The sequence below is a fragment of the Cupriavidus sp. 01L43 genome, from assembly GCF_056399925.1.
The window spans coordinates 93,957-117,032 of record NZ_JBFTSH010000004.1 but is presented as its reverse complement, the minus strand read 5'-3'; the positions used below and the strand labels follow the sequence as shown (position 1 = coordinate 117,032).

Here is a 23,076-nt window from a genome sequence, read left to right as displayed (position 1 = left end):
AGCCTGCAATCAGGAGGAACCTATGGCTGAAATCCGGCGAATCGCCACGGATCAACGACGTAGCCGTGCCGTGGTGTACAACGGCATGGTGTTTGTAGGCGGCCAGACCGCCGACGACCGCGCCCAGGACATTCGCGGCCAGACCCGCCAGACCTTGGCCAAGATCGAGAAGTTCCTGGCGGAAGCCGGCACCGACAAGAGCCGCTTGCTGACGGCACAGATCTGGCTGAAGAACCTGGAGCGGGATTTCGCAGGCATGAACGAGATCTGGGATGCCTGGACGGCGCCGAACGCCGCCTCCACGCGGGCCACCGCACAGTGCGAGCTGGGCCATCCGGACATCCTGGTGGAGATCATTGTCACGGCTGCCACGGCCGATTGACGCACCTGCAGCAACGCGGCCCTGATGGCCGCGTCGTTCCGAATCGTGGAACATCCGTGCGCTTTGCAGGGGCTCGTCCAGAATCGTTGCAGGCTTGCCGTCAGCGGCAGCCGGCATAACGACTGGAGGAGACAACGATGACTTTGCATAGGGAAAGCGCGGCCACACGCGCATGGCGTTGCGTGCATTGGCTGCTGTGCATGATGGTATGCATCACGGCAACTGCTGTGCACGCGGAGTACCCGGATCGGCCGATCAAGCTCGTGGTGGGCTTCCCGCCGGGCGGCGGTGGCGACCTGTACGGCCGGCTCATCGCGGATCAGCTCTCGCGCAAGCTTGGCCAGCCCGTGGTCGTCGAGAACAAGGGTGGCGCCGGCGGCATGATGGCGGCCGAGCAGGTGGCGCGCAGCAAGCCTGACGGCTACACGCTGCTGATGGGCATGAGCAGCAACATGTCGCTGGCGGCGGCGATCCGGGGCAGCGAACTGCCCTACAAGGTACCCGAGGACTTTGTCGCCATCGGCATGCTGGTCCAGGCGCCGCATGGCCTGTTCGCCGCCGCGCATCGCTACAAGAACGCCTCCGCTGCGTTCGCCGAAGCCAAGGTGCGGCAGATCAGCTACGGGTCGTCCGGGCCCGGCAGCGTGGGCTATGTGACCATGGAGATGGTCAAGGCGAAGGCCGGCGTCGAGATCGCGCCGATTCCCTACCGTGGCTCCGGTCCCGCCATCACGGACCTGCTGGGCGGCCACACGGACCTGTTCTTCGCCACCGCGCCGCCGATCATGGGGCAGGTCAAGTCCGGCAAGCTCAAGCTGCTGGCGTTGACGGGCGAGCAGCGCACCCCGGCATTCCCCGATGTGCCGACCTTCCGCGAACTGGGCATCGATGTGACGGTGACGCAGTGGTACGGCCTGGTGGCGCCCGCCGGCACGCCGGATGCGATCGTGCAGCGCCTGTCCAAGGCCGTGTCGGAAGGGCTGCGCAATGCCGAACTGCAACGCGTGGTGCGGCAGGATGGTGCCCGTGAAGTCGACATGCCGACCAGCAAGTTCCGCCAGTACATTGTCGATGACATCGCCCGCTACCGCGCGGGTATCAGCGACAAGCTGCTGAAGACGATGGAGGTGAAATGAACGCGCCACATCCTCCATTGCATCCCGTGGGCCTGCCGCAAGGGCTGACGCGGAAACTGGTGGCACACAGCCTGTCCGTGGCATCGGGCGGGCTGCCGACTGACGTGGCGCGCATCGCCCGTCACAGCCTGCTCGACTGGTTCGCCGTGGCGCATGCCGCGTGGCGGGAGGCACCGGTCCAGATCCTGCTGGCCGAAGTGCGGGAGGAGGGCGCCAACCCATGCGCCACCTTGCTCGACGGCTCGCGCGCCAGCGCGGTGCAGGCCGCGCTGGTGAACGGGACGGCGTCCCATGTGCTCGATTTCGACGATGCGCACCTGCAGTCCCGCGTCCATCCGTCGGTGCCGCTGTGGCCGGCGATTCTTGCGCAGGCCGAAGGGGGCCGGCATCACGGTATCGCGGTGCTGGCGGCCTTTGCCGCAGGCGTCGAGTTGCAGAGCCGCGTGGCGTCGTGCATGGGCGAAGATCACTACCGGCTGGGCTGGCACAACACCGCCACGCTCGGCGCACTGGGCGCCACGGTGGCAGTGGCCTCACTGCTCGGACTCGATGTCGACCGCACCGCGCATGCGCTGGGTATCGCCGCCACGCAGGCGGGCGGCATGCGCGCGCTGTTCGGCACAATGTGCAAGCCGTTGCACGCCGGGCAGGCTGCCGCGATTGGCCTGCGCGCCGCCCGGCTGGCGGCGCGAGGCTTCCAGGCAGTGCCAGACATCCTTGAGCGCGAGCAGGGCTTCGCGGCGTTGTACGCCGGCGCGTGGGATGCCGACGCAATCTGGTGCGATGCCACCACCTCGCGCGTGCACGGCATCGTCTACAAGTACCACGCGTCCTGCTACGGCACGCAGGCGCCGATCGAGGCCTGCCTGCAATTGCGCCAGCAGCTCGGCGCTGCAGCAGCCGAGATCGGGACGGTGGAGATCGCCATCGAGCCGCAGTATCTGGATGTGTGTTGTATCGCCAATCCCAGCACGCCATCGGAGGCCAAGTTCAGCATCGCCCATATGGCCGCGCTGGCGTTGGCCGGCCACAGCACCGTTGCGGCGGAAAGCTTCACCGCCGCGCTGGACGACCCTGCGCTGGCCGCGCTGCGCCAACGCATTCGTGTGCATGGCGAAGCCGCGATGCCGCGCGCGAACGCCCGGGTGACCGTGACGCTGGAAAACGGCCGCGTGCATGCCTGCCATAGCGATGCGAGCCGTCCCGAGACCGATCTCGACCGGCAGGAAGCGCGCATCGCCAGCAAGGCGCGCACGCTGCTGGTGCCGGGGCTGGGCGCCGAGCGCACGGAAGCGTTGATCGCCACGGTCCTGTCCTGCGAGAGCCTTGCCGACGCCGCCGACTGCTTTATCTACTTCCGCCAGTAATCCCTATCCACAAACCGCCGCAATGCAAAGCGGGTGCCGGAAAAATCCCGGCACCCGCTTCTTGCTTGCGCAGCGCGTGTCAGCGCGCTTGCTGTCCCACCACCCGATCCACAAAGAACCCCGCCATGCCGGTATAGCCGTGCGGGTCGAGCATCTTGTCGATGGTTTGCGCATCGATGCCGGCCGCCACCTTCGGATTCGCCAGCAGCGCCTCGCGGAAGTCACCGCCGCGCTCGAACACGTCCATGCAGACCTCGTAGACGATCTCGTGTGCCTCCTGGCGCCCCAGTCGGTCGCTCAGGCCCATCATGACGGCCTCGGACATCAGCAGGCCGCGCTGGATGAACAGGTTCTTCTCCATATTGGCCGGGCGCACAGTCAGGTTGGCACACACGTAGCCGAGCTTCAACGCTGCCGCATCGCTCATGCAGCACAGGCGCGAGATGAACTCGCGTTCCGTCTGCAGCACGATCTTGTCGCGCTCGTGCTCGGCCATGATCGACTCCAGCGCCATCGGCGCGGTGTTGCGCACCAGACGGGCCAGCGCCACCACGGTTTCGCAGGTCGGCGGATTGCGCTTGTGCGGCATGGTGCTGCTGCCCACCTTGCCCATCGCGAACGGTTCTTCCAGCTCGGCCGTCTCGGTCTTTTGCAGGCTGTACACCTCATGCGCGATCTTGCCGATGGTGCCGGTGCAGATCGCCAGCACGCAGGCCAGCTCGGCGATGCTATCCCGCGAGACATGCCAGTGGATGCGCGGGCAGCCCAGGCCCAGCTCCTCGAACAGCGCCTCCTGCACCGCGATGCCCTTGTCGCCCAGTGCCGCCAGCGTGCCGACCGCGCCGGAGAACTGCCCCACCAGCACACGCTGCTTCATGGCCGCGAAGCGCTCCTGGTTCCGGCGCATCTCCTCGACCCAGACGGCAGCCTTGAAGCCGAACGTGATGGGCAGCGCCTGCTGGCCATGGCTGCGTGCCACCATGGTCAGGTCGCGGTGCGTCTGCGCCAGCTTCACCAGATGGCCCTCCAGCTCCGCGTAGCGGGTGCCGATGACCTCCAGCGCATCGCGCACCTGCAGCATGGTGCCGGTGTCGATGATGTCCTGCGTGGTGGCGCCCCAGTGGATGTACTCGGCCGCGTCGCCGCTGCACACCTTCTTCATGGCGCGCAGCAGTGGCACGATCGGGTGGCTGGTACGGTCCATTTCGCGCTTCAGGTCGGGCAGGTCGATCAGCTCGACCCGCGCCTTCGCGCAGATTTCGTCGGCGGCGCGCTGGGGAATGATCCCCAGGCGCGCCTGCACCTTGGCCAGCGCGGCTTCCACATCGAGCCACCGCTGCACCGTGGTTTCATCACTGAAAATCTCGCGCATCTGCGCGGTACTGAACTGGTCCCGGAACAGGGCGCTGTCGATGACGTATGCGGCCATGTTTGTCTCCTCCTTATTGGTGCGCGCGATTCGCCGGATCAGGCGGCTTCCTTGAGCTGGCTGACGGCTTCCATCGCGCGCAGCGAATACACATAGGCCGCGCCGGCATTGAGGGCGATGGCGGTGCCAAGGGCATCGCTGATCTCCGCCTCTGTGGCACCGGCCTTGACCGCCGCTGCGGCGTGAGACGAGATACAGCCGTCGCAGCGCGTGGTCACGGCCACGGCCAGCGCAATCAGCTCGCGCGTCTTGGCGTCGAGCGCGCCGTTCGATCCTTGCGCTGCTGCCAGATTCCGATAGGCTTCCAGCATCTTCGGGTTGGTATTGCCGAGGCGGTTGTAGGAACGCTTCAGCGTGTTGAGCAGATCGGGCCAGTTCATGAACATCGACATGCGGAATCTCCTTGGATGATGTCGGGGGTGGGGAAAATCGGGGGGTTACTGAACCTACTGAACCTTCACGTTGCCGGCTTTCACAACCTTGTGCCAGCGGGCGATGTCATCGGCCAGGAAGCGCTTGAAGTAGTCGGGTGACTCCATCATGGTTTCCGCGCCCTCGCTCCGCATGCGCTCGCGGAACGCCGGATCGGACACGGCCTTGTTGATGGCCGCATTGAGCCGATTGATGATCGGCGCCGGCGTGCCGGCCGGGGCCAGTACCCCGTACCACGCGGCCATGGTCATATGCGGCATGCCCGCCTCGACCATGGTGGGCACATCGGGCATCAACGGCGAGCGGCTGGCGCTGGTGATGGCCAGCACGCGCATGCGGTTATTGGACTTCACCGCCATGACCGACGGGATATTGATAAACGTGTACTGGACCTCGCCGCTCAGGATCGCGACGATGGACGGCGCGGAGCCTTTGTACGGCACGTGGCTGGCCTTGATGCCGGTCTCTTGCCGGAACAACTCGCCGCCAAGATGCTGCGAACTGCCGGCGCCCGACGACGAGAAGTTCACGCCACCGTCATTCTTCTTCTTGGCGTAGGCCACGAACTCGCTGACCGAACTTACTCCGAGCGATGCGGGCACCACCATCAGGTTGGGGCTCTGTCCGAACACCGCGACCGGCGCGAAGCTCTTGATCGGGTCATAGTCGAGCTTGTTGTACAGGCTGATGTTGACGGCCAGCGCGCTGGAACTGAGGAACAGGGTGTAGCCGTCCGCCGGTTGCCGGGCCACATAGCTGGCCGCGATGTTCTGTCCCGCGCCCGGCTTGTTCTCGACAACGACGGGCTGCCCCAGCGCGATACCAATCTGCTGGCCGATCAGGCGCGCCATGATGTCCGTGCCGCCGCCGGGGGCGTAGCCCACCACAAGATGGATCGGCTTGGACGGATAGGGCCCCTCGCCCTGCGCGTGGGCGCCCGTGGCGGCCATCCCCGCCATGGCGACGGCCACGGCCGCTGCAAACCGCTGGATCTTCCCGTTCATCGTCTGTCTCCTTTGTCTTTGTTATCGTGCCTGCCGTGCCTCGGCTTGCCGGTTCACATAGGCCGTCAGCCGCTGCTGCAAGCCGGCGCATGCCGCCGAACGCACCAGCGCGGCAAGGTCGCGCGCGTCGTCGAGTTCGGCATTGCCATCGAGGGCGCCGGCGAGCGGGCCGTCTAACGCGTTTGCAACCGGCGCCGTGAACGTGGCCGGGGCCGCTTCCACGCGTGCCATGGCAAGGCCGGCGGCAAGCGCCTCGGTATCAGCGATGACGCACGCGCGCTCGATCCAGTCCCGCGCGCGATCCGTACCGACGCGCGCGGCCAGCCGCCGGCTGCCAAGCACGAGCCCGAAGCCGCGCCAGCCTGGGAAGGCGAAGCTCGCCCCCGCTACTGCGATGCGTACCGCGCAGGCAGCAAACAGGTCGGCACCGGCGCCCATGGTGCGGCCGTGGGCGACGGCAATCGTGGGATACGGGGCACGTGCTACGCGCTGGAGCAGCAGTTCGATCCGTGTGAAGCGCGCCAGCAGGCTGTCATCGGTTTCGTCAGCCAACCCGGAGAGATCGAAGCCGGTGCAGAAATGGCGTCCCGCGCCGTCGATCACAAGACAGGCCGGCGGGCGCGCCGCGCAGGCGTCCAGCGCCGCATCGAGCGCATCGAGCAGGTCGCGGGACAAGGCGTTGCCCTGCTGCGGCCGGTTCAGTGTCAGCCGGCACACGTTGTCGTCCCAGCGGAGCAGCAGCGGCGCTTCGCTCATGCGGACGCCTTTTCCACGTTGGCGTAACCGGAGATGAAGGTCTTCATCGCGCCGGTAGCCGCATCGAACACATGCCGGGACTGCTTGCCGATATCGGTGCCGTACACATGGATGCTGATGGACACCTGGTCGTCATAGGCATTGCGCACCACGTGGATGTCGCCGAGTGCAGGGGAGACGAAGGCCACGTCGCCCGGATCGAGCCGTTCGGCCTCGCCGGTCTCGACCATGCCCGCCGCGCGCTGCGCGTACGCCTGTCCCACTTCGGCACCGCGCAGCATGCCGATCGCGCCCCAGGTGCAGTGGTCGTGGATCGGCGTCTTCTGGCCCGGCCCCCACACGAAGCTCACCACGCTGTAGCGGTCCTCCGGGTCAGCGTGGAGCAGGTACTGGCGGTAGTACTCGGGATGCGACACGGCGAATTGCGGGTCCAGCCAGTTGTCCTGCGCCACGAGGTCGCCCAGCGCCTGGCCGACTTGTTCGAGCGTGGCTGCCTCGGGCTGGCTGGTGTCCGCGACGATGGCGTCCATCCGGGCGATGAAGCGCCGCAGTGGCTGGGTGTCTGCTGTGGATGTGTTCTGCATGGTGTTTACCCCTGTTTGTCTTGCGGGTTGCCGATCGTGCGGCGGACTTCCTCCGAATGCTGGCCCAGCGCGGGCGGCGCGCTGCGCACCGGCACCGCATGGCCGTCGATGCGAATCGGCGAGGAGAACGTGCGCGTCTGGGTGCCGCCCGGCAGTTCGATATCGCGAATCCAGCGCATGTGGTCCACCTGCGGGTCTTCCAGTGCGCGCGCATAGTCGTTGATGCGCGAATGCGGCACGCCGGCGCTGCGGAAGACATCGATCCAGTGGTCGACGCCTTGCTGCACGAAGACCTCTTCCAACAGCGCTTTCAGCGCCACCTGATGGCGGGCGCGCAGCGTGGGCGACAGGAAGCGCGGATCGTCCGCCAGCGGCTCCATCTGCACTGCGCGCAGCACATCGCGCCACAGGCCATCGTTGCCGGCGGCAATGGCGAAGTAGCCATCGGCGGCGCGAAAGGCCTGGTAGGGCGCATTGCGCGGATGGGCGGAGCCGAGCTTGACGGGGCTGCGGCCCGTGCCGAAGTATTCGCTGGTTTGCAGTGCACCAATCGCCAGCGTGCAGCCGAACATCGGTACATCCAGATGCGCGCCGCGCCCGCGCGCCCTGGCCTGGAGCAGCGCGCTGGCGATCGTGAAGGCGCCGTACAGGCCCGAGGCGAAATCGGAGACCGGCACGCCGCATTTGACTGGGGCATCGGAATCTCCTGTGACGCTCATCACGCCTGCAGCCGCCTGGATCGTCAGGTCGAAGCCGCCCTCGGCGGCGCGCGGGCCTGACTGGCCGAAGGCGGAGATCGAGCAGTAGACGAGTTCGGGGCGCAGCGCACTCAGTCGCGCGTAGCCCAGCCCGAGCCGATCCATCACGCCCGGCCGGTTGTTCTCGATGATCACGTCGGCTTTGGCGCACAGGGCGAGCGCGACGTCGAGATCGGCGGGAAGCTTGAGGTCCAGGACCACGGAGCGCTTGTTTCGGTTCAGCGATGCGAAGTTCTCGCTGAAGCCGGCGCTAATCGGCGGCCAGGTGCGCAGCGTGTCGCCGCCGGGCGGCTCGATCTTGATCACATCGGCGCCCATATCGGCCAGCAGCATGGCGCAAAATGGGCCGGCGGCCACGGAGCAGAACTCCAGCACGCGGATGCCGCGCAGCGGCAGGTCTTCGGTTTGGACGTCGGTCATGGATGGGTGTCGTGGGTCGTCATGGCTGGGGTGCATGACGTCAGGGCCGAGTCTAGAACCGTTCCTCATTCCGGCACGGGTGTTCTACACTTTGGAACAGTTGCCCGGGCTCCACCGGGCGTCAGATGCTCGGTGCCATGAACAACACGCTGATTAAGGGTCTTCACCTACTCGACATCATGGCGCGCCACGGCAAGCCGATTGGCGTGAGCGAGCTCGCCCAGATGGCGAGCATGCCCAAGAGCGGCGCGCATCGGCTGCTGCAGGCGCTGGTGGACGAGCACTATGTGGTGCGGGTGCCGCCGTCGGGCTACACGGTGTCGATCAAGCTATGGGAGTTGGGGTCGGCGGCGCTGTGGAGTTTCGACCTGCGCCGTCACGCGGACGCGCTGATGGAAGCGCTGATGCAATCCACCGGGGAGTCGGTCCACCTGTCCGTGCTGGACGGCCGCGAGGTCGTCTACGTGCACAAGGTGGAATGTCCGAACCCGATTCGCGCCTACAGCCAGATTGGTGGCCGCTCGCAGGCGCATTGCGTGGCCACGGGGAAGGCCATGTTGGCGTTCAGAAATCCGCAGTGGCTGGCCGAGATCGCCGATGACCTCAGCGCCGCCACACCCCGCACGATCACGGAGCCCGAGGCCTTTCTGCATGAGATGCAGCAGGTCCGCCGCATGGGGTACGCCATCAATCGGGGCGAATGGCGCCCGGGCGTGAACGGACTGGCCGCGCCCATTTTCGATGGAACAGGCGCGGTCATCGCGGCGGTTGGTATTTCCGGGCCGGACACACGGCTGCGGCCCACGCGTTTGCGCGATTTGGCCGCAGCCGTGTGCGAGGCAGCCGAGCAACTATCGACAGGGCTCGGCGAATTCGGCCCGCATGCCTCGCTGCTGCGCGTGACCAACCACTGGGGTGGGCTGCGCTAGGGCCTGGACATACCTGCATCCTCAGGCGCCATCGTAGAACGCATTGCGGGGGCGATCAATGCGCGGGATTGCCGGCACGGCGGCCATCGTTGCCACCGGCTTCTGCACCGGCGTGGGCGAGGCGGTGGTGGTGCCGGATACGCGTGCCTCGGCGGCCTCGAGCTTGGCGGGATACGTGCTGCCGACGCGGAACGGATCATAGCCGGCCTTCTCCACCTTCAGAAGATCTTGCCGGACTTCGGCGCGCGTCTCCGGCTGGATGGCCGGCGTGCCTTGCTGCGCAGCCACCTTGGCTTCCGCTGCCTGGATATCGACGGGATAGTTGGCGTCGTTGCCGAACGGGTTGTAGCCGGCCTTCTCTACACGGATGAGGTCGGCGCGCACTTCCGCGCGGGTCACAGGGCCCGGGGTGCTTTGCGCAAAGGCCAGTGCGGGCAACGCGACAAGGGCCAGGCTGGTGAGTCTTACGAGTGTTTTCATGATGTGCTCCTTGCGAACTAACGGGTGGATCCGGATGAATCCACGACGCATCTCAGCGTCTGGCGTCAGCATGCGCGCGTCCGGCCGGCGCGATTTTCGGGTTCGCATGGATTTCTTGCGGGATCACGATGCAGGAAACTGGTGGGCAGTTGCCGCGCAGCGCAATCCACTTCGGGCGTGCGGATGCATCGGCAAGCGCGCCATAAAGCGCTTTCAAGGGGGAATCATGACGGATTGCGATCAGGTGTTTGCTGGCTCGATCCCGAAGTTCTACGACACGTTCATGGTCCCGTTGATCTTCGAAGCCTATGCCGTCGATCTGGCCGCGCTGGTGGCAGCCGCCTCGCCCGGCGCGGTGCTGGAGACGGCGGCCGGCAGTGGCGTGGTCACGCGGGCGCTTGCGCCCAGGCTGAGCGCTGGCGCGCGCTACGTGGTGACCGATCTCAACCAGCCCATGCTCGACTATGCCGCCAGCCGGCAGGGGCCCGACAGCCGTATCGAATGGAAGCAGGCGGACGCGCTCCACCTGCCGTTCGAGGCCGCGTCGTTCGACGTTGTCTGCTGCCAGTTTGGTGCGATGTTCTTTCCCGACCGGGTCGCCGGCTATGCCGAGGCACGTCGCATGTTGCGGCCGGGCGGTCGCTTCATCTTCAATGTCTGGGACCGCATCGAAGAGAACGTCTTTGCCAGCGACGTCACCGACGCCGTAGCCACGGTGTTCCCGCACGATCCACCGAGATTCCTCGCGCGCACGCCGCACGGCTATCACGATGTGGCGCTGATCCGCGACGAGTTGAACCGCGCAGGGTTCGCCAGCGTCCAGATCGAGACACGCGAGAAGACAAGTCGCGCGAACTCGGCACGCGACGTCGCCACCGCCTATTGCCTGGGCACGCCGCTACGGAACGAGATCGAGGCGCGCGACGCCAGCTTGCTGCAACACGCGACGGACCGGGCGACGGAGACGATTGCCAGCCGCCATGGCGACGGCCCGGCGGGCGGGAAAATCCAGGCGCATGTGATCGTGGCGGCAGGGTAGCTGTCGCCTGCCACATCACCAGCGAAGCAGGTGTGGCCCCAGCAGCGCGCCAATCGCGGTTGGCACCAGCATGCCAAGCACGTACCACACCGCCCAGAAGGCGACGCCCATCTCTGGGCAATGCAGGCAGTAGGCGAGCGTTGCCACCGCACCGGACAACAAACCGCCGACGGCGCCGGACAGGGCCAACCGTGTCGGGGCCAGGCCGCGCAACGCCCAGAATACGGCGATGAACACCGGCACCGACAGCAGCGTGATGTTGAGCGGGCAGACCCGCCACGTCTGCCCCAGGATGGCCGCCGCCCGTTCTCCGGCGGGTGTCTGTGCGACCGCAGTGATCGCGCCCAGCCAGACGGCGCCAAACGGCACGGCGATGCCCAGCCAGCGGAAACCCGTGGTCATTCCGGGCCGTGCCAGCCGGGCTGTCATCCACAGCGCACCCAGCAGCAGCGAGAGCGGCAGCGCTACCTTCGCCCAGAACAGCGGCGTGGCGGCGACGTCGGCCAGATCCGCGCGGACGTGCAGCATCGTGGCCACCAGCAAGGTCGCCAGCGCCGTGCCCACCGCCACGGCGATACCAAAACGGCGGCTGAGCGCGTGCCGGTCCACCGGCGCGGCGCCCGTGGCAAGCATGGAAATCAGGTCGTCCGTTTTCATTTCGTTCCTCGAATCTTCGCCGCGAGCGCCTTCAGCCCGCGATGCACGCCCACCTTTACCGCCGATTCGGACAGGCCGGTCATCCGCGCGGTTTCGCTGACAGACAGTCCCTCCAGCTTGACGTGCACGATCGGCAGGCGTTGCCGGTCGGGCAGCTGGTCGAGCAGGAGGTTCAGATCCCGCCTGGCCTGGGCCGATTCCAGGTCCGGCGTCGCCAGGATGTCCTCCGCGGCATCCAGCGGCATGCTCAGCGCGTCGTGCCGCGCATGGGCGCGAAAGTGGTCCGCAAGCTTGTAGCGGGCGATGGCGTGCACCCAGGCCGTCAGCGGCTGGTCCGGCAGGTAGGTGTGCCGGGCGTTATGCACCGCCAGCAGGACTTCCTGCGTCAGATCCTCGACATCGCCGGCCTGTTGCTGGAGCCGGTGGCGGAAATAGCCGCGCAATAGCGCGGCCAGCTCGGTCAGGAACCGCGCGTAGGCCGCCTGATCCCCTGCCAGCCCGTCCGCAAAAAGTTCGCGCAGGCGCGCCTCCCGCCGCTGCAGCGCTTCCTGTCCTGTAGTTCGCTCCATCGATCGCGTTGGTTACACCGGCCACGTTAGTTTGCGCGAATTCTACGCCGCGCCGGCGGCGATGTGGTGAGCAGCGCACCGTCATTGGGGAGGAAATTTTTTTGCGATGGCTGTAACCGGATGCGCCGCCGGGGCGAATTTCCTTTCAGACGCACACATGCCGTGTGGATCTACCGCCAGCCGTCCCGGCGTGGCGCGAAGTTTCTGATGCCGGGATGCTCCCGGTCCATGTCCAAACTATGAGGTGTGAAGATGAAGAAGATCGCAATCGCCGTGGTTTCCGCCGCCTTCCTGATGAGCGGCACGGCGGCATTCGCCCAGGCCAGCGGGTCGATGGCCAAGGATTCGATGTCGAAGGACAGCATGTCGAAGGACGGCATGCATAAGGACGGCATGCACAAGGACACCATGTCGAAGGACAGCATGGGCAAGGATGCGATGTCGAAGGACAGCATGTCCAAGGATGGCATGCACAAGGACAAGATGAGCAAGTCGAAGTCGGGGGACAAGATGGGCAAGGATGGCGATGCCATGTCCGGCGGCATGAGCAAGTGATGCCGGGCAAGTGAGCGCGCCCCTGCGCCGCAGGCGGGATGACCGTCCCGCGCGGCGCATGGGTTCTGGAGGCCGAAATGGAAACCACACATGACGCGATGCCGCGCCGCGCTGCGCCACGTGCAATCCAGCCCGTCTGGGTGCGGATATCGCACTGGCTCAATGCCCTGGCAGCGGTGGTGATGATGCTGTCGGGCTGGCGCATCTACAACGCTTCACCAGTCTTCGCCAGCTTCAGCTTTCCGGCCGACATCACCCTCGGCGGCTGGCTGGGTGGCGCGCTGCAATGGCATTTTGCGGCCATGTGGCTGCTGTTCTTCAACGGCCTGTTCTATCTGGCGATGAATGTGATCACAGGCCGGCTCGCCAGGAAGTTCTTTCCACTGGCGCCGCGTGCCGTGCTCCACGATCTGGCCGCCGCGCTGCGCGGCCACCTCTCGCATGCGGATCTCAGTCACTACAACGCCGTGCAGAAGCTCGCGTACCTGTTCGTGATGGCGGTGCTTGTCGTGCTGGTGCTGTCCGGCATCGCGATCTGGAAGCCCGTGCAGTTCCCGCTGCTGCGCGAGTTGATGGGCGGCTATGACTTCGCCCGCGTGGTGCATTTCTGTGCCATGGCGCTGCTTGCCGCCTTCATCCTTGTGCATCTGGTGATGGTGGCGCTGGTGCCGCGCAGCCTGCTGACGATGATTCGCGGGCGCTGACGTCACGAAACTGGAGTAGAGCCGTGAACCCCAAACCTCCCCGGCGCCTGGCCGTCGATCGCCAGTCGCTGATCATCGACGTACGTCGAGAACTCGACGCGCCCGCGCGGCGCCTGTTCGGCAAGCGCATCCTCACGCTCGGCGGCCTTGCCATGCTCACGGGATGCAGTCTGCGCGACGAGGCGTCGGTCGAAACCTTCCTGGGTCGCATCTCGCGCATGAACGACAAGGTACAGGCATGGCTGTTCGATCCGAACCGGCTCGCCCCCACCTACACCGCCGCGCAGATCACGCGCCCGTTTCCCTTCAATGCGTTCTACGGCATCGACGAAGTGACCGTGGTAAACGGCGATGACTTCCGGCTCAAGGTGGGGGGGCTGGTGCAGGACAAGCGAAGCTGGACGCTGGATGCCCTCTACGCCTTGCCGCAGGCGGAGCAGATCACCCGGCATATCTGCGTGGAAGGCTGGAGCGCCATCGGGCGCTGGGGCGGCACGCCGTTCGCCGGCTTTCTCCAGCGGATCGGCGCCGATACCACGGCGAAGTACGTGGGATTCAAGTGCGCCGACGACTACTACGAAAGCATCGACATGGCCACCGCGCTACATCCGCAGACCTTGTTGACCTTTACGTACGATGGCGAGCGCCTCCCGCCCAAGTACGGCTTCCCCATGAAACTCCGGATGCCGACCAAGCTGGGCTACAAGAACCCCAAGCACATCATGGAGCTGTTCGTGACGAACACCTACCCGGGTGGCTACTGGGTGGATCAGGGCTACAACTGGTTCGGCGGATCCTGAACGCCGGCTGTCACGGTTCGCCAGCCTGCGTGGGCACCGTGAACTGGATGACGGCGCCGTGCGGCGCGTTCTCGCTGGCCCACAACCGGCCGCCGTGCGCCTCGATGATCGAACGGCAGATGGACAACCCCATGCCCAGCCCCGTGGACTTGGTGGTGTAGAAGGGCGCGAAGATGCTGTCGGGGTTCAGGGAGCCGAAGCCGGGGCCAGAATCCCGCACGGTAACGAGGACGCAGCCATCGGCCGTACAGCGCGTGGCGATCAGCACGTGCCGTTCGCCATCGACACCAAGCATGGCCTCTATCGCGTTGACGATCAGGTTGAGCAGCACCTGCTGCAGCGCCACGCGCTCGCCCTCGATGAGGGGCAAGTCATGTGCGAGCTGCGTCTCCACCCGGGCGCGGCTCTTCCGGGCTTCGCCGCCGGTGAGTTCCACCACCTCGCGGATGGCCGCGTTGATGTCGACCAGTTCCTTGCCGCGCGGCGCCTTCCTGATCAGTTGCCGAATCCGGCCGAGCACGTCCGCCGCGCGATTGGCATCCTTGACGATGCGTGTCAGCGCGAAGCCGACCTCGTCAAGGTCGGGGCGCGGCAGGTTCAACCACCGCGTCGCGGCCTGGGCGTTGGTCACGGTCGCGGCAATCGGCTGATTCACTTCATGGGCGATGGAGGCCGCAAGCTGCCCCATGGTGGCCACGCGGTTGGCGTGCGCCAGTTCCGTCTGCACCTCGCGATAGCGGCGTTCGCCCTCGCGCACCCTGTCTTCCGCCTGCTTCTGCTCGGTCAGGTCGAGCACAAAGGCGACACCATCCCGCCCGCCCGGTTCGAAGGTCGCCAGGCCCACGATGACTGGTATCCGGCTGCCATCCTTGCGGAGGTATTCCGTCTCCAGCGGCGCGACGCGCCCCGTCTGGATCAACGCCGCTGCGGCGCGATCGGTGTCCTGTTGCCTGTCCGGCGGCGTCAGGTCCCGCCAGCCGATGTGGCCCGAGACAAGATCCGCGCGCGCGTATCCCACCATGCGAAGAAACGCGTCGTTGGCTTCGAGGATGCCCCCATCGGCGCGCCAGACGGCAATGCCGATGATATTGGCCTCCACCAGCCGCCGGATCTTGGCCTCGCGCTCCGCCACATCACGGTACAGGCGCGCATTCTCCAGCGAAATCGCGGCCTGGGAGGCCACCAGCCGCAGTACGGCGATGCGGGACGGACTGAATACCCGCGCCGCCAGATTGTTCTCGAGGTAGAGCGCGCCGGTGAGCTTCGCCTGGGTCATCAGTGGCACGCACAGGATCGAGCGGGCGCGATGCTGATGGATGTACGGGTCGGCGGCATAGAGCGGCTCGGCGACGGCATCGTCCAGAAAGAGAGGCTCCCGTGTGCGCATCACATGGTTGAGCACGGATGCTGGCAACATCGCCGCACTGACCGGCACGTTGTGGGGATGCAGGCGGGTCGCGTCGCTCGTGGCTTCCGCCGCCATCCGCTGCTCGCCGCCTTCCGACAGGATCAACAGCCCGCGCTCGGCGCCGGCCTGCTCCAGGGCCGTGCGCAGGATCATGTCGATCAGCTTTTCCAGGACGATCTCGCCCGAGGCGGCCTGCGTCACCTTGATCACGGTGGCGAGGTCCAGTTGCTCGACTGACGTGGCCATCGTATTCGTGGCGCCGGGCGTGGAAGCCTCCGACCGCAGGTACGGATGCTGCGCCTCGAGATGCCGGGCCTTCCCATCTGCCCCCCAGCGCAGGTAGCTGTAGCGGGCGTCCCGCAGATACGACCGGGCAATCTTCTGAAAGCCACGCGCCGCGTAGAAGCGGGAGGCGAGTTCGTTCGCCAGCGCTTCGATGTTGACGAAGCCGTCATCCCGTGCCGCGTGAATCGCCTGCTCGTAGCGCAGTTCCGCGTCGATCTCGCGGCCCTCGATGCGGGCGATCTCGGCGCCCACCAGCGCGGCGTGGCTGGCGAAGTTCTGGGGGCAGAGATCGGCCCAGACTTGCAGTTCCCGGTGATGGTCGGCCAGGATGTCCAGATGCGACTGCTGGTCGCCGGCCGGGAGCGCATCGCAGAGGCCCGCCCGGGCCAGCGCGCCATAGAAGTAGTACTCGGCTTCCTCGAGGAACGAGTACGAGGACCAGAGCAGCGCCTTGGCATGGGCGGCGGCATCCATGGCTGCCGCAAGGTCGCCGGCAAAATACCGCGCCTGCAGTTTCCGGATCCAGTACCAGCAGGCGAATACCGGCGACGCGAGCGAAAGGCCCGGTTCGACCAGGCTTTCGCTGAAGTGTTCGCCATCCAGATAGCCGAACGTCGGGGTGATGCCGCGCAGCATGCGGATCAGCGCCAGCTGGCTCTCGCTGAAGCCGATGGCGATCCCGAACCGCACCTGCCGGGCGTACGCCACGCCCCGTTCGGCTTCGTCCTGCAGCGCCGGTAGGGGCTCGCCGGCGAACAGCAGGTTCGATACCAGGTTGTTGCGCGTGAACGCGCCGGACGGCACATCGCCGACCCGGTGTGCCGCATCGAAAGCACGCTGAAGCTGCTCGCCACACGTGCGCACCGGCTGCGACCAGCGTGCGACAAACACCGAGAACGACAGGTAGGTGCGCGGCTCGTAGCGCTTGAGGCCGCGACGTTCGACCAGTTGGCAGCCGAGTTCCCCGAACTGGAATCCCGCCTGGTAGTCCCCGAAAATCCGCCCGGCGACCCGGGCGACATTGGTATAGGCCACGCAAGAGGCATCGGTGTTGCCGTGTTCGAGGCTGAGACTGATCGCCTTGCAGATCGTCAGCCAGGCCAGGTTCCCGTCCTTCCTCGCCGTGTGCAAGGCGGGCGAGGACAGCTTGGCCAGCGCCTGGATCGTGGCGAGGGCGACCGGGTCCTCCATCGGCGGGAGATCGATCAGGGTCTCGATCGGCCGGTCCCCGAGCAGCGACCAGATGCGGTCGTATTCGTGGCGTAGCACGCTCTCGTCCGGCTGGGGTGACCATTCGATGCCCACCAGGCGGAGCAGGGCGAGGCAATCCGAGACCGCGCGGTCGCCCTGGCCGAGAATCAGGTACAGATCCATCTGCCAGCAAGCGATGCCCAGACGCTCGACCACGTCCACGGCGCGCTCGGCCAGCGACATGAAGCGCGCTTCGGCGGCGGCCAGCTGCCCGGTCAGGAATTCGCACTGGGCCCGGTTCGACTCCAGCGCAAACATCAAGTCATAGTGGTCTTGCCAGCCGTTTTCCGGCAACAGGCCGGCGCCGGCGCCGAGATACGTCAGCGCGGAGGCATAGGCGGTGGACGCCTTGGCGCGCTGGCCCGCCAGCAGGTTGAATTCGGCCAGCTGCTCGCGCTCGGCCGCGTCCGTGATCAGCGCAGTGCCGCGATTGAGCTGGCCCACGATTTCGAAGATCGCCTCGTCGCGTTGCGCCGGCAGGGTCCGGGCGGCCAGCAGCCGGCCGATCCGCAAGTGCGCCTCGGCGCGCGAGGCCTCGGGGATCAGCGTGTAGGCGGCTTCGTGCACGCGGTCGTGCACGAACGCATAGGTGGTCTCTTGCCGGATGACCAGCTCCTGACGAATCGCCTCCCACAGCGTCGTGTGGACCTGCGCCTCGGGCATGCCCAGCACCGCTGCAAGCGTCGTGATCTCGGCGACGTTGCCGAGGCAGGAGAGCTGCTGCAACGCCTGCTGCGTCGGCAGCGGCAGCTTGGCCAGCTTGCCGACCAACAGATCGACGACGTTATCGGTGTAGCCCTTGGCGTGGATGCGCGCCGGATCCCAGCGCCATTGCCGCGTGGCATGGTCCGGGGTGAGCAGGTCTTCGTCGACCAGCGCGTGCAGGAACCGGATCACGAAGAACGGATTGCCGGCGGTCTTGTCGTGCACCAGTTGCGCCAGGGGCTCGATCCGTGCCGGCTCGCCATGCAGCGCCTCCGCGAGCAACTGCCGGATATGCGCGCTGGCGAGCGGCGCCAACTGGATGTCATCGACCCGCGCCCCCGCATTGCGGATGGCCTGCAGCTTGCCAGTAAGCGGATGGGCGGCGCCGACCTCGTTGTCGCGGTACGCACCCACCAGCAGCAGGTGGCGCATGTCCGCGTGGGTCAGCAGGTCTTCCATCAGGTCCAGCGTGGCTGCGTCCAGCCACTGCAGATCGTCAAGAAACAATGCGAGCGGATGTTCCGGGCGGGCGAATGCCCCGATGAAGGCGCGGAATACCAGCAGGAAGCGGCGTTGCGCCTGCTGCGGCTCAAGCTCGGGCACCGGAGGCGGCTCGCCGATGATGAGCTTCAACTCGGGAATCAGGTCCGTCATCAGCCCCGCGTTGGGCCCCAGCGCTTCCAGCAGGGCGCTGCGCCAACGCTCCAGCTCCGCGTCGGACTTGCCGAGCAGCATCCGCACCAGACCCTGGAAGGCCTGCACCAGCGTGGAATACGGGATGTCGCGCTTGTACTGGTCGAACTTGCCAGACGCGAACAACCCGCGCGGCGGCACCAGCACCCGGTGCAATTCGCTGACCACCGAGGACTTGCCGATGCCGGAATAACCCGACACCAGCACCAGTTCCGGCGTGCCGGTCTCGACCACCCGGGTGAAGGCGTCGACCAGGGTGCTGACTTCGCACTCGCGCCCGTAGAGCTTCTCGGGAATCAGCAGGCGGTCGTGCGTGCCGTGCGCGTCGAGCGGGAAGTCCTCGATGCGGCGCTGGCGCTCCCAGTCTTCCAGGCATTGGCGAAGGTCATGCTCAAGCCCGACAGCGGTCTCGTAGCGCTCCTCGGCCATCTTGGCGAGCAGCTTCATGACGATGCGTGAAATCGTCGCCGGCACGGTTTCCTGCCGCGCGCGCGGCGACACTGGCATCTTGGCGATGTGGCAGTGCACCCACTCCATCGGATCCGTGGCCGTGAACGGCAGCGCGCCGGTCAGCATCTGGTAGAGCGTGACGCCGAATGCGTAGAGGTCGCTGCGGGAATCGATCGACCGGTTCATCCGCCCGGTCTGCTCGGGCGCCATGTAGGCCAGCGTGCCGGCGATGGTTTCGGGCGGTTTGGGCGCCTGACGTTCGCGCGGCAGGCGCGAGGCCAGGCCGAAGCCGGTAAGCCGTGCTTGCCCGTCGGCGCAGTTCACGACGATGTGGGTCGGCTTGAGATCCTTGTGGAGTAGCCCGCGCTGGTGGAGCCCGCAGAGCGCGGTGGCGATGCTCACCGCGTGGCGCAGGAACGCCCCGATCTCCATCGGCGCGCCCAGCAGGCGGGAGAGCGGCTCGCCGCCCGGGTCCTCGAGCATCAGCGCAGTCCGGCCGGCCTCTCGCACCAGTTCCAGCGGCCGAATCGCCCAGGCGCTGTCCAGTTCGTCCTTCAGGCGGTATTCGTGGGCCAGGCGGTCCAGACTGGCCGGCAACGGCTGTTCCGCAGCGGGCCGCGCCAGCAGGAAATCGCCGGCGGCCTCGTCCGGGCGCCGTCCCCGGTAGAAGACACGCTCGCCGTCGTCCCACAAGATCTGCAGTCCGTTATGCATTACCCCGAAGCATCCTGTAGGCCTTTCCTGCGGACGCAGGTATCGAGTGAAGATACGCCGACGCCGCTACGGCGCCATTGGGGAATAGTATGAAAATGTGATGATATCGTAATATTTGGCGGATTCCTATAATCATCAGGCTCATCACGCCCAGCCCGGCCGAAGCGCCGGTCTGCGGCATTCTCGTTCTCTCCATGGAGCAACATGATGAAGATCCTGATGGTCCTGACCTCGCACGACCAGCTCGGCAATACCGGCCGCAAGACGGGTTTCTGGCTCGAAGAGCTGGCTGCGCCGTATTACGCCTTCAAGGATGCGGGCGCTGAAATCGTCCTGGCCTCGCCCAAGGGTGGCCAGCCGCCGCTGGACCCCAAGAGCAACGAGCCGGATTTCCAGACGGAACTCACGCATCGATTCGAAGCCGACGCGGCGGCCAAGGCGCAGCTTGCCGCCACCGTGCGGCTGGATTCGGTTTCGCAGGCGGACTTCGACACGGTGTTCTATCCGGGCGGCCATGGTCCGTTGTGGGATCTGGCGGAAGACAAGCACTCGGTCGCGCTGATTCAGTCGTTCGTTGCCGCCGGCAAGCCCGTGGCACTGGTCTGCCATGCGCCGGGCGTGCTGCGGCACGTGGTCACGCCGGACGGCAAGCCGCTGGTGCAGGGCAGGAAAGTCACCGGCTTCACCAACACCGAAGAAGCCGCCGTGGAACTGACGAAGGTGGTGCCGTTCCTGGTGGAAGACGAGCTGAAGGCCAAGGGCGGCCTCTATTCCAAAGGGGATGACTGGGCGCCCTACGTGGTGGAGGATGGCCTGCTGATCACGGGCCAGAACCCGGCATCCTCGGCGTCAGCGGCGGCGGCCTTGTTGAAGCGACTGGCGTGAGTTGACGCCTGCCGCCAGGGCGCGCCGATGACGTTATCGGGCGCTCAGCCGTCGATGCGGCGCGCCCACGCGAGTTCCACGAACACCGCGCACAGCGCTTCCATGCCCGCCTGGTCCGCTTCGTCGAAGCGGGCTTCGCGGGGGCTGTCGACGTCCCACACGCCAATCAGCGTGCCATCGGGCGCGACCAGCGGCACCACGATTTCCGAGCGCGAGGCCGCATCGCAGGCAATATGGCCGGGGAAGGCGTGGACATCGCGTACCAGCTGCGTGGCGCGCGTCTGCGCGGCCGTGCCGCAGACCCCGCGCCCGATGGCGATGCGCACGCAGGCCGGCTTGCCCTGGAAGGGGCCCACCACCAGCTCGGCGCCATCGTAGAAATAGAAACCGGCCCAGTTCAGGTCGGCCAGCGAGTGGTAGACCAGTGCCGAGAAATTCGCGGCATTGGCGATCAGGTCGCGCTCATCGGCCAGGAGACCGCGCGCCATGTCCACCAGCGTGGCGTACTGGTCGGACTTGGGGGCGGCGGAGAGATCGTCGGAAAGCTGGAACATCGTGAGGAGGCCGGAGATATTGCGGAAGGGCCGATGATATACCGGCCGCCGGCCGCCTACATTCGCCCGACTTCAGGCCCCCGGGGCCGGCGCCCCACGCAATGCCAGATTCAACTGGTCCACCATCTCGGCCCAGTCGGCGTCTTCCATGTACTCGTCGCGCAGCAGTGCCGCCTGCGCGGGCGTCCAGAAAGGCGCCTCCCAGATTTCGACGTCCTCGGCGAGCGGGGAATGCGTGGTGATGAAGGCGCGGATGTCGGCCTCTTCGGCGGGCAGGCCGAGTTGTGCGAACAGATCGGAGAAATGGTGGAAGGACAGGTCCATCGCGTGCTCCTGAAGGTTGGCCGGCAGTGTGATGGCCGATTCTCGCTCGCGGAGCGGGGGCCTGCAATCCTCCATCCGCCTACGCGCGCTTTGTGATGCGGCGGTCTCCCGGTGCTGTTCCGGTTAGCGTAAGGATTGGCCCGGTACCTTAATTGATGCCTGCCGCCCGGCGCCGTATTGTGGGATCACAACCAGATCAGCGGCGCGCCGGCGGAATTCTTCCGGTGACGACCCCCACCACCCGGAGACAACTCGTGACCGCCAGCCCCCGCCAACGTTTGCCTTAGCGGCGAATCCTCCCGGCAGTTCTGCCGATGCCATTCCCATGCCTTCCCTACCAAGCGGGGTGCGCCGATGCGTGCCTGCCGCGATGGAGCCGCTATGTCGCAACATTTGATTGCCATCTCAGTCCTGGGACTGATGTTCGTCGTCGCCACGGTCCTGCCGGTCAATATGGGGGCGCTCGCCTTCGTCGGCGCGTTCCTGGTCGGTACCTGGGTGGCCGCCATGCCGGCCAAGGCCATCCTGGCCGGCTTTCCGGCTGACCTGTTCCTGACGCTGGTCGGCATCACCTACCTGTTCGCCGTGGCGCAGAACAACGGCACCATCGACTGGCTGGTGCGGCTGGCAGTACGCGCCGTGGGCGGCCGGATCGCGGCAATTCCGTGGATCATGTTCCTGATCGCGGCGTTGCTGACCTCGGTCGGCGCGGTCAGCCCCGCAGCGGTAGCGATCATCGCGCCGATTGCGCTGGGCTTTGCCGCGCGCTACGGCATCAACCCGCTGCTGATGGGGCTGATGGTGATCCATGGTGCGCAGGGCGGTGGCTTCTCGCCGATCAGCATCTATGGCGGCATCACCAACAAGATCGTGCAGAAGGCCGGGCTGCCGCTGAGCGAGATGGCGACGGCCTTCGCCAGCCTCGGCGTCAATCTCGCCGTGGCGGCGGGGTTGTTCGTGGCGTTCGGCGGGCTGCGCCTGATGCGCCAATCGGCAACATCGGCTGCGGCAGCGCCGCAACCGGCCGGCGACGCGCTGGCCATGCCGCATCCCTTCGGCGCCTACACGGTGGCGGCACAGGGCGCACAGATCTATGGCGATGCCGAGGCCGAGGCGGGCATGGAGGAGCAGAAGACCATGACGCGCGACCGGGGATCGATGCTGGAGGGGGGCAACGATGCCGCCAGCAGCTCGGAGACGCCGGCCGGCCTCTACCAGTACCTGACCGTGGCCGGCCTCGTGGCGCTGGCCGTGCTGACGCTCTATTTCAAGCTCGATATCGGCTTCGTCTCGCTGACCATCGCGCTGGCGCTCACGCTGATCGCCCCGGACCTGCAGAAGCGGGCGCTGGGCCAGGTGTCCTGGCCCGAGATCATGCTGATCGTCGGCGTGAGCACCTATGTGGGCGTGATGGACAAGATGGGCACGATCGATTTCGTCGGCCACAGCGTGGCGCACCTGACCTCCCCGCTGATGGCCGCGCTGCTGCTGTGCTTCGTGGGCGCCGTGGTGTCCGCGTTCGCATCGTCGACCGCCGTGCTGGGGTCGCTGATCCCGCTCGCGGTGCCGTTCCTGCAGCAGGGTTCCGACGTGAGCGCGATCGGCTTTATCGCCGCGATGGCCGTGTCGTCGACCATCGTCGATGTGAGCCCGTTCTCGACCAACGGCGCGCTGGTGCTGGCCAATGCCCAGGGCGTGGATCGGCAGGCTTTCTTCCGCAAGCTGATGGTCTACGGCGCGCTGGTCACGATCATCGCGCCAGTGGTGCTGTGGTTTGCCTTCGTCGTGCTCTGAGGTTGTAGACAG

Annotated in this window: 21 protein-coding genes and 1 pseudogene; 10 read left to right on the top strand and 12 right to left on the bottom strand. The window is 66.5% G+C overall.

Annotated elements, in window-relative coordinates; genetic code table 11:
* The first annotated feature begins 22 nt into the window (after nt 1-22).
* The 3 genes from AC1DP9_RS09360 (at nt 23) to AC1DP9_RS09350 (ending at nt 2,885) form a co-directional block, all read left to right on the top strand.
* Nucleotides 23-382 carry a RidA family protein gene (locus AC1DP9_RS09360; protein ID WP_477107161.1) on the top strand — a complete coding sequence of 120 codons (360 nt, stop codon included), beginning with the start codon at nt 23-25 and terminating at the stop codon, nt 380-382.
* A 137-nt stretch (nt 383-519) separates the two neighbouring features.
* Nucleotides 520-1,518: a Bug family tripartite tricarboxylate transporter substrate binding protein gene (locus tag AC1DP9_RS09355; RefSeq protein ID WP_477107160.1), complete on the top strand. Its 999-nt coding sequence runs from the start codon at nt 520-522 to the stop codon at nt 1,516-1,518.
* Nucleotides 1,515-2,885 carry an MmgE/PrpD family protein gene (locus AC1DP9_RS09350; protein ID WP_477107159.1) on the top strand — a complete coding sequence of 457 codons (1,371 nt, stop codon included), beginning with the start codon at nt 1,515-1,517 and terminating at the stop codon, nt 2,883-2,885. Before AC1DP9_RS09355 ends, AC1DP9_RS09350 begins: the two co-directional genes overlap by 4 nt.
* A gap of 79 nt (nt 2,886-2,964) precedes the next feature.
* Here the strand turns inward: AC1DP9_RS09350 and purB are convergent, their stop codons facing one another.
* Genes purB through AC1DP9_RS09320 form a run of 6 tightly spaced genes read right to left on the bottom strand, consistent with a single transcriptional unit; the run spans nt 2,965 to nt 8,268 of the window.
* Nucleotides 2,965-4,314, bottom strand: a complete 1,350-nt coding sequence (gene purB, locus AC1DP9_RS09345) for an adenylosuccinate lyase (RefSeq protein ID WP_454757920.1) — start codon at nt 4,312-4,314, stop codon at nt 2,965-2,967.
* Nucleotides 4,315-4,352: 38 nt separating this feature from the next.
* On the bottom strand, nt 4,353-4,700 hold the full coding sequence (locus tag AC1DP9_RS09340) for a carboxymuconolactone decarboxylase family protein (protein ID WP_477107311.1): 348 nt from the start codon (nt 4,698-4,700) through the stop codon (nt 4,353-4,355).
* Between the two features lie 60 nt (nt 4,701-4,760).
* Nucleotides 4,761-5,750 (bottom strand): tripartite tricarboxylate transporter substrate binding protein, encoded by a 990-nt coding sequence (locus AC1DP9_RS09335; RefSeq protein WP_477107158.1) that lies wholly within the window; start codon nt 5,748-5,750, stop codon nt 4,761-4,763.
* A 21-nt stretch (nt 5,751-5,771) separates the two neighbouring features.
* Nucleotides 5,772-6,506: an enoyl-CoA hydratase/isomerase family protein gene (locus AC1DP9_RS09330; RefSeq protein WP_477107157.1), complete on the bottom strand. Its 735-nt coding sequence runs from the start codon at nt 6,504-6,506 to the stop codon at nt 5,772-5,774.
* Nucleotides 6,503-7,090: a cysteine dioxygenase family protein gene (locus AC1DP9_RS09325; protein ID WP_477107156.1), complete on the bottom strand. Its 588-nt coding sequence runs from the start codon at nt 7,088-7,090 to the stop codon at nt 6,503-6,505. Before AC1DP9_RS09325 ends, AC1DP9_RS09330 begins: the two co-directional genes overlap by 4 nt.
* Before the next feature lie 5 nt (nt 7,091-7,095).
* On the bottom strand, nt 7,096-8,268 hold the full coding sequence (locus tag AC1DP9_RS09320) for a CaiB/BaiF CoA transferase family protein (protein ID WP_092294903.1): 1,173 nt from the start codon (nt 8,266-8,268) through the stop codon (nt 7,096-7,098).
* Between the two features lie 137 nt (nt 8,269-8,405).
* Between AC1DP9_RS09320 and AC1DP9_RS09315 the strand changes: the two genes are divergently transcribed.
* On the top strand, nt 8,406-9,197 hold the full coding sequence (locus AC1DP9_RS09315; RefSeq protein ID WP_177219919.1) for an IclR family transcriptional regulator: 792 nt from the start codon (nt 8,406-8,408) through the stop codon (nt 9,195-9,197).
* A gap of 174 nt (nt 9,198-9,371) precedes the next feature.
* Here the strand turns inward: AC1DP9_RS09315 and AC1DP9_RS09310 are convergent.
* A pseudogene (locus AC1DP9_RS09310) lies at nt 9,372-9,677 on the bottom strand (DUF4148 domain-containing protein); the annotation flags it as partial.
* A 226-nt stretch (nt 9,678-9,903) separates the two neighbouring features.
* Here AC1DP9_RS09310 and AC1DP9_RS09305 point away from each other — a divergent pair.
* Nucleotides 9,904-10,716 (top strand): class I SAM-dependent methyltransferase, encoded by an 813-nt coding sequence (locus AC1DP9_RS09305; protein WP_477107310.1) that lies wholly within the window; start codon nt 9,904-9,906, stop codon nt 10,714-10,716.
* A gap of 15 nt (nt 10,717-10,731) precedes the next feature.
* On the opposite strand, the gene AC1DP9_RS09300 is transcribed toward AC1DP9_RS09305, so the two are convergent.
* Both AC1DP9_RS09300 and AC1DP9_RS09295 read right to left on the bottom strand, forming a co-directional pair.
* Nucleotides 10,732-11,373: a DUF1109 domain-containing protein gene (locus AC1DP9_RS09300; protein ID WP_477107155.1), complete on the bottom strand. Its 642-nt coding sequence runs from the start codon at nt 11,371-11,373 to the stop codon at nt 10,732-10,734.
* Nucleotides 11,370-11,942, bottom strand: coding sequence for a sigma-70 family RNA polymerase sigma factor (locus AC1DP9_RS09295; RefSeq protein WP_092294913.1), 573 nt, complete (start codon nt 11,940-11,942; stop codon nt 11,370-11,372). The genes AC1DP9_RS09300 and AC1DP9_RS09295 overlap by 4 nt, the downstream gene beginning before the upstream one ends.
* Before the next feature lie 252 nt (nt 11,943-12,194).
* Between AC1DP9_RS09295 and AC1DP9_RS09290 the strand changes: the two genes are divergently transcribed.
* From AC1DP9_RS09290 to AC1DP9_RS09280, 3 genes are all read left to right on the top strand, one after another.
* A complete protein-coding gene (locus AC1DP9_RS09290) occupies nt 12,195-12,497 on the top strand; it encodes a pentapeptide MXKDX repeat protein (protein ID WP_477107154.1) in 303 nt (100 codons plus the stop codon).
* A gap of 77 nt (nt 12,498-12,574) precedes the next feature.
* Nucleotides 12,575-13,201 (top strand): cytochrome b/b6 domain-containing protein, encoded by a 627-nt coding sequence (locus tag AC1DP9_RS09285; protein ID WP_477107153.1) that lies wholly within the window; start codon nt 12,575-12,577, stop codon nt 13,199-13,201.
* A gap of 23 nt (nt 13,202-13,224) precedes the next feature.
* Nucleotides 13,225-14,001 (top strand): molybdopterin-dependent oxidoreductase, encoded by a 777-nt coding sequence (locus tag AC1DP9_RS09280; protein WP_477107152.1) that lies wholly within the window; start codon nt 13,225-13,227, stop codon nt 13,999-14,001.
* 10 nt (nt 14,002-14,011) lie between these two features.
* Here AC1DP9_RS09280 and AC1DP9_RS09275 read toward each other — a convergent pair whose 3' ends face one another.
* The gene (locus AC1DP9_RS09275; RefSeq protein ID WP_477107151.1) at nt 14,012-19,507 is read right to left on the bottom strand and encodes a trifunctional serine/threonine-protein kinase/ATP-binding protein/sensor histidine kinase; all 5,496 of its coding nucleotides are present in this window, start codon (nt 19,505-19,507) and stop codon (nt 14,012-14,014) included.
* A 207-nt stretch (nt 19,508-19,714) separates the two neighbouring features.
* Here AC1DP9_RS09275 and AC1DP9_RS09270 point away from each other — a divergent pair, with 207 nt between their 5' ends.
* Nucleotides 19,715-20,392 (top strand): type 1 glutamine amidotransferase domain-containing protein, encoded by a 678-nt coding sequence (locus tag AC1DP9_RS09270; protein WP_477107309.1) that lies wholly within the window; start codon nt 19,715-19,717, stop codon nt 20,390-20,392.
* A 44-nt stretch (nt 20,393-20,436) separates the two neighbouring features.
* Here the strand turns inward: AC1DP9_RS09270 and AC1DP9_RS09265 are convergent, their stop codons facing one another.
* Both AC1DP9_RS09265 and AC1DP9_RS09260 read right to left on the bottom strand, forming a co-directional pair.
* On the bottom strand, nt 20,437-20,946 hold the full coding sequence (locus AC1DP9_RS09265; RefSeq protein WP_092294921.1) for a GAF domain-containing protein: 510 nt from the start codon (nt 20,944-20,946) through the stop codon (nt 20,437-20,439).
* 72 nt (nt 20,947-21,018) lie between these two features.
* On the bottom strand, nt 21,019-21,270 hold the full coding sequence (locus AC1DP9_RS09260) for a DUF2789 domain-containing protein (RefSeq protein ID WP_092294923.1): 252 nt from the start codon (nt 21,268-21,270) through the stop codon (nt 21,019-21,021).
* Between the two features lie 381 nt (nt 21,271-21,651).
* Between AC1DP9_RS09260 and AC1DP9_RS09255 the strand changes: the two genes are divergently transcribed.
* Entirely contained in the window at nt 21,652-23,064 is a 1,413-nt protein-coding gene (locus AC1DP9_RS09255) for an SLC13 family permease (RefSeq protein WP_477107150.1), read from the top strand.
* Nucleotides 23,065-23,076: the final 12 nt, after the last annotated feature.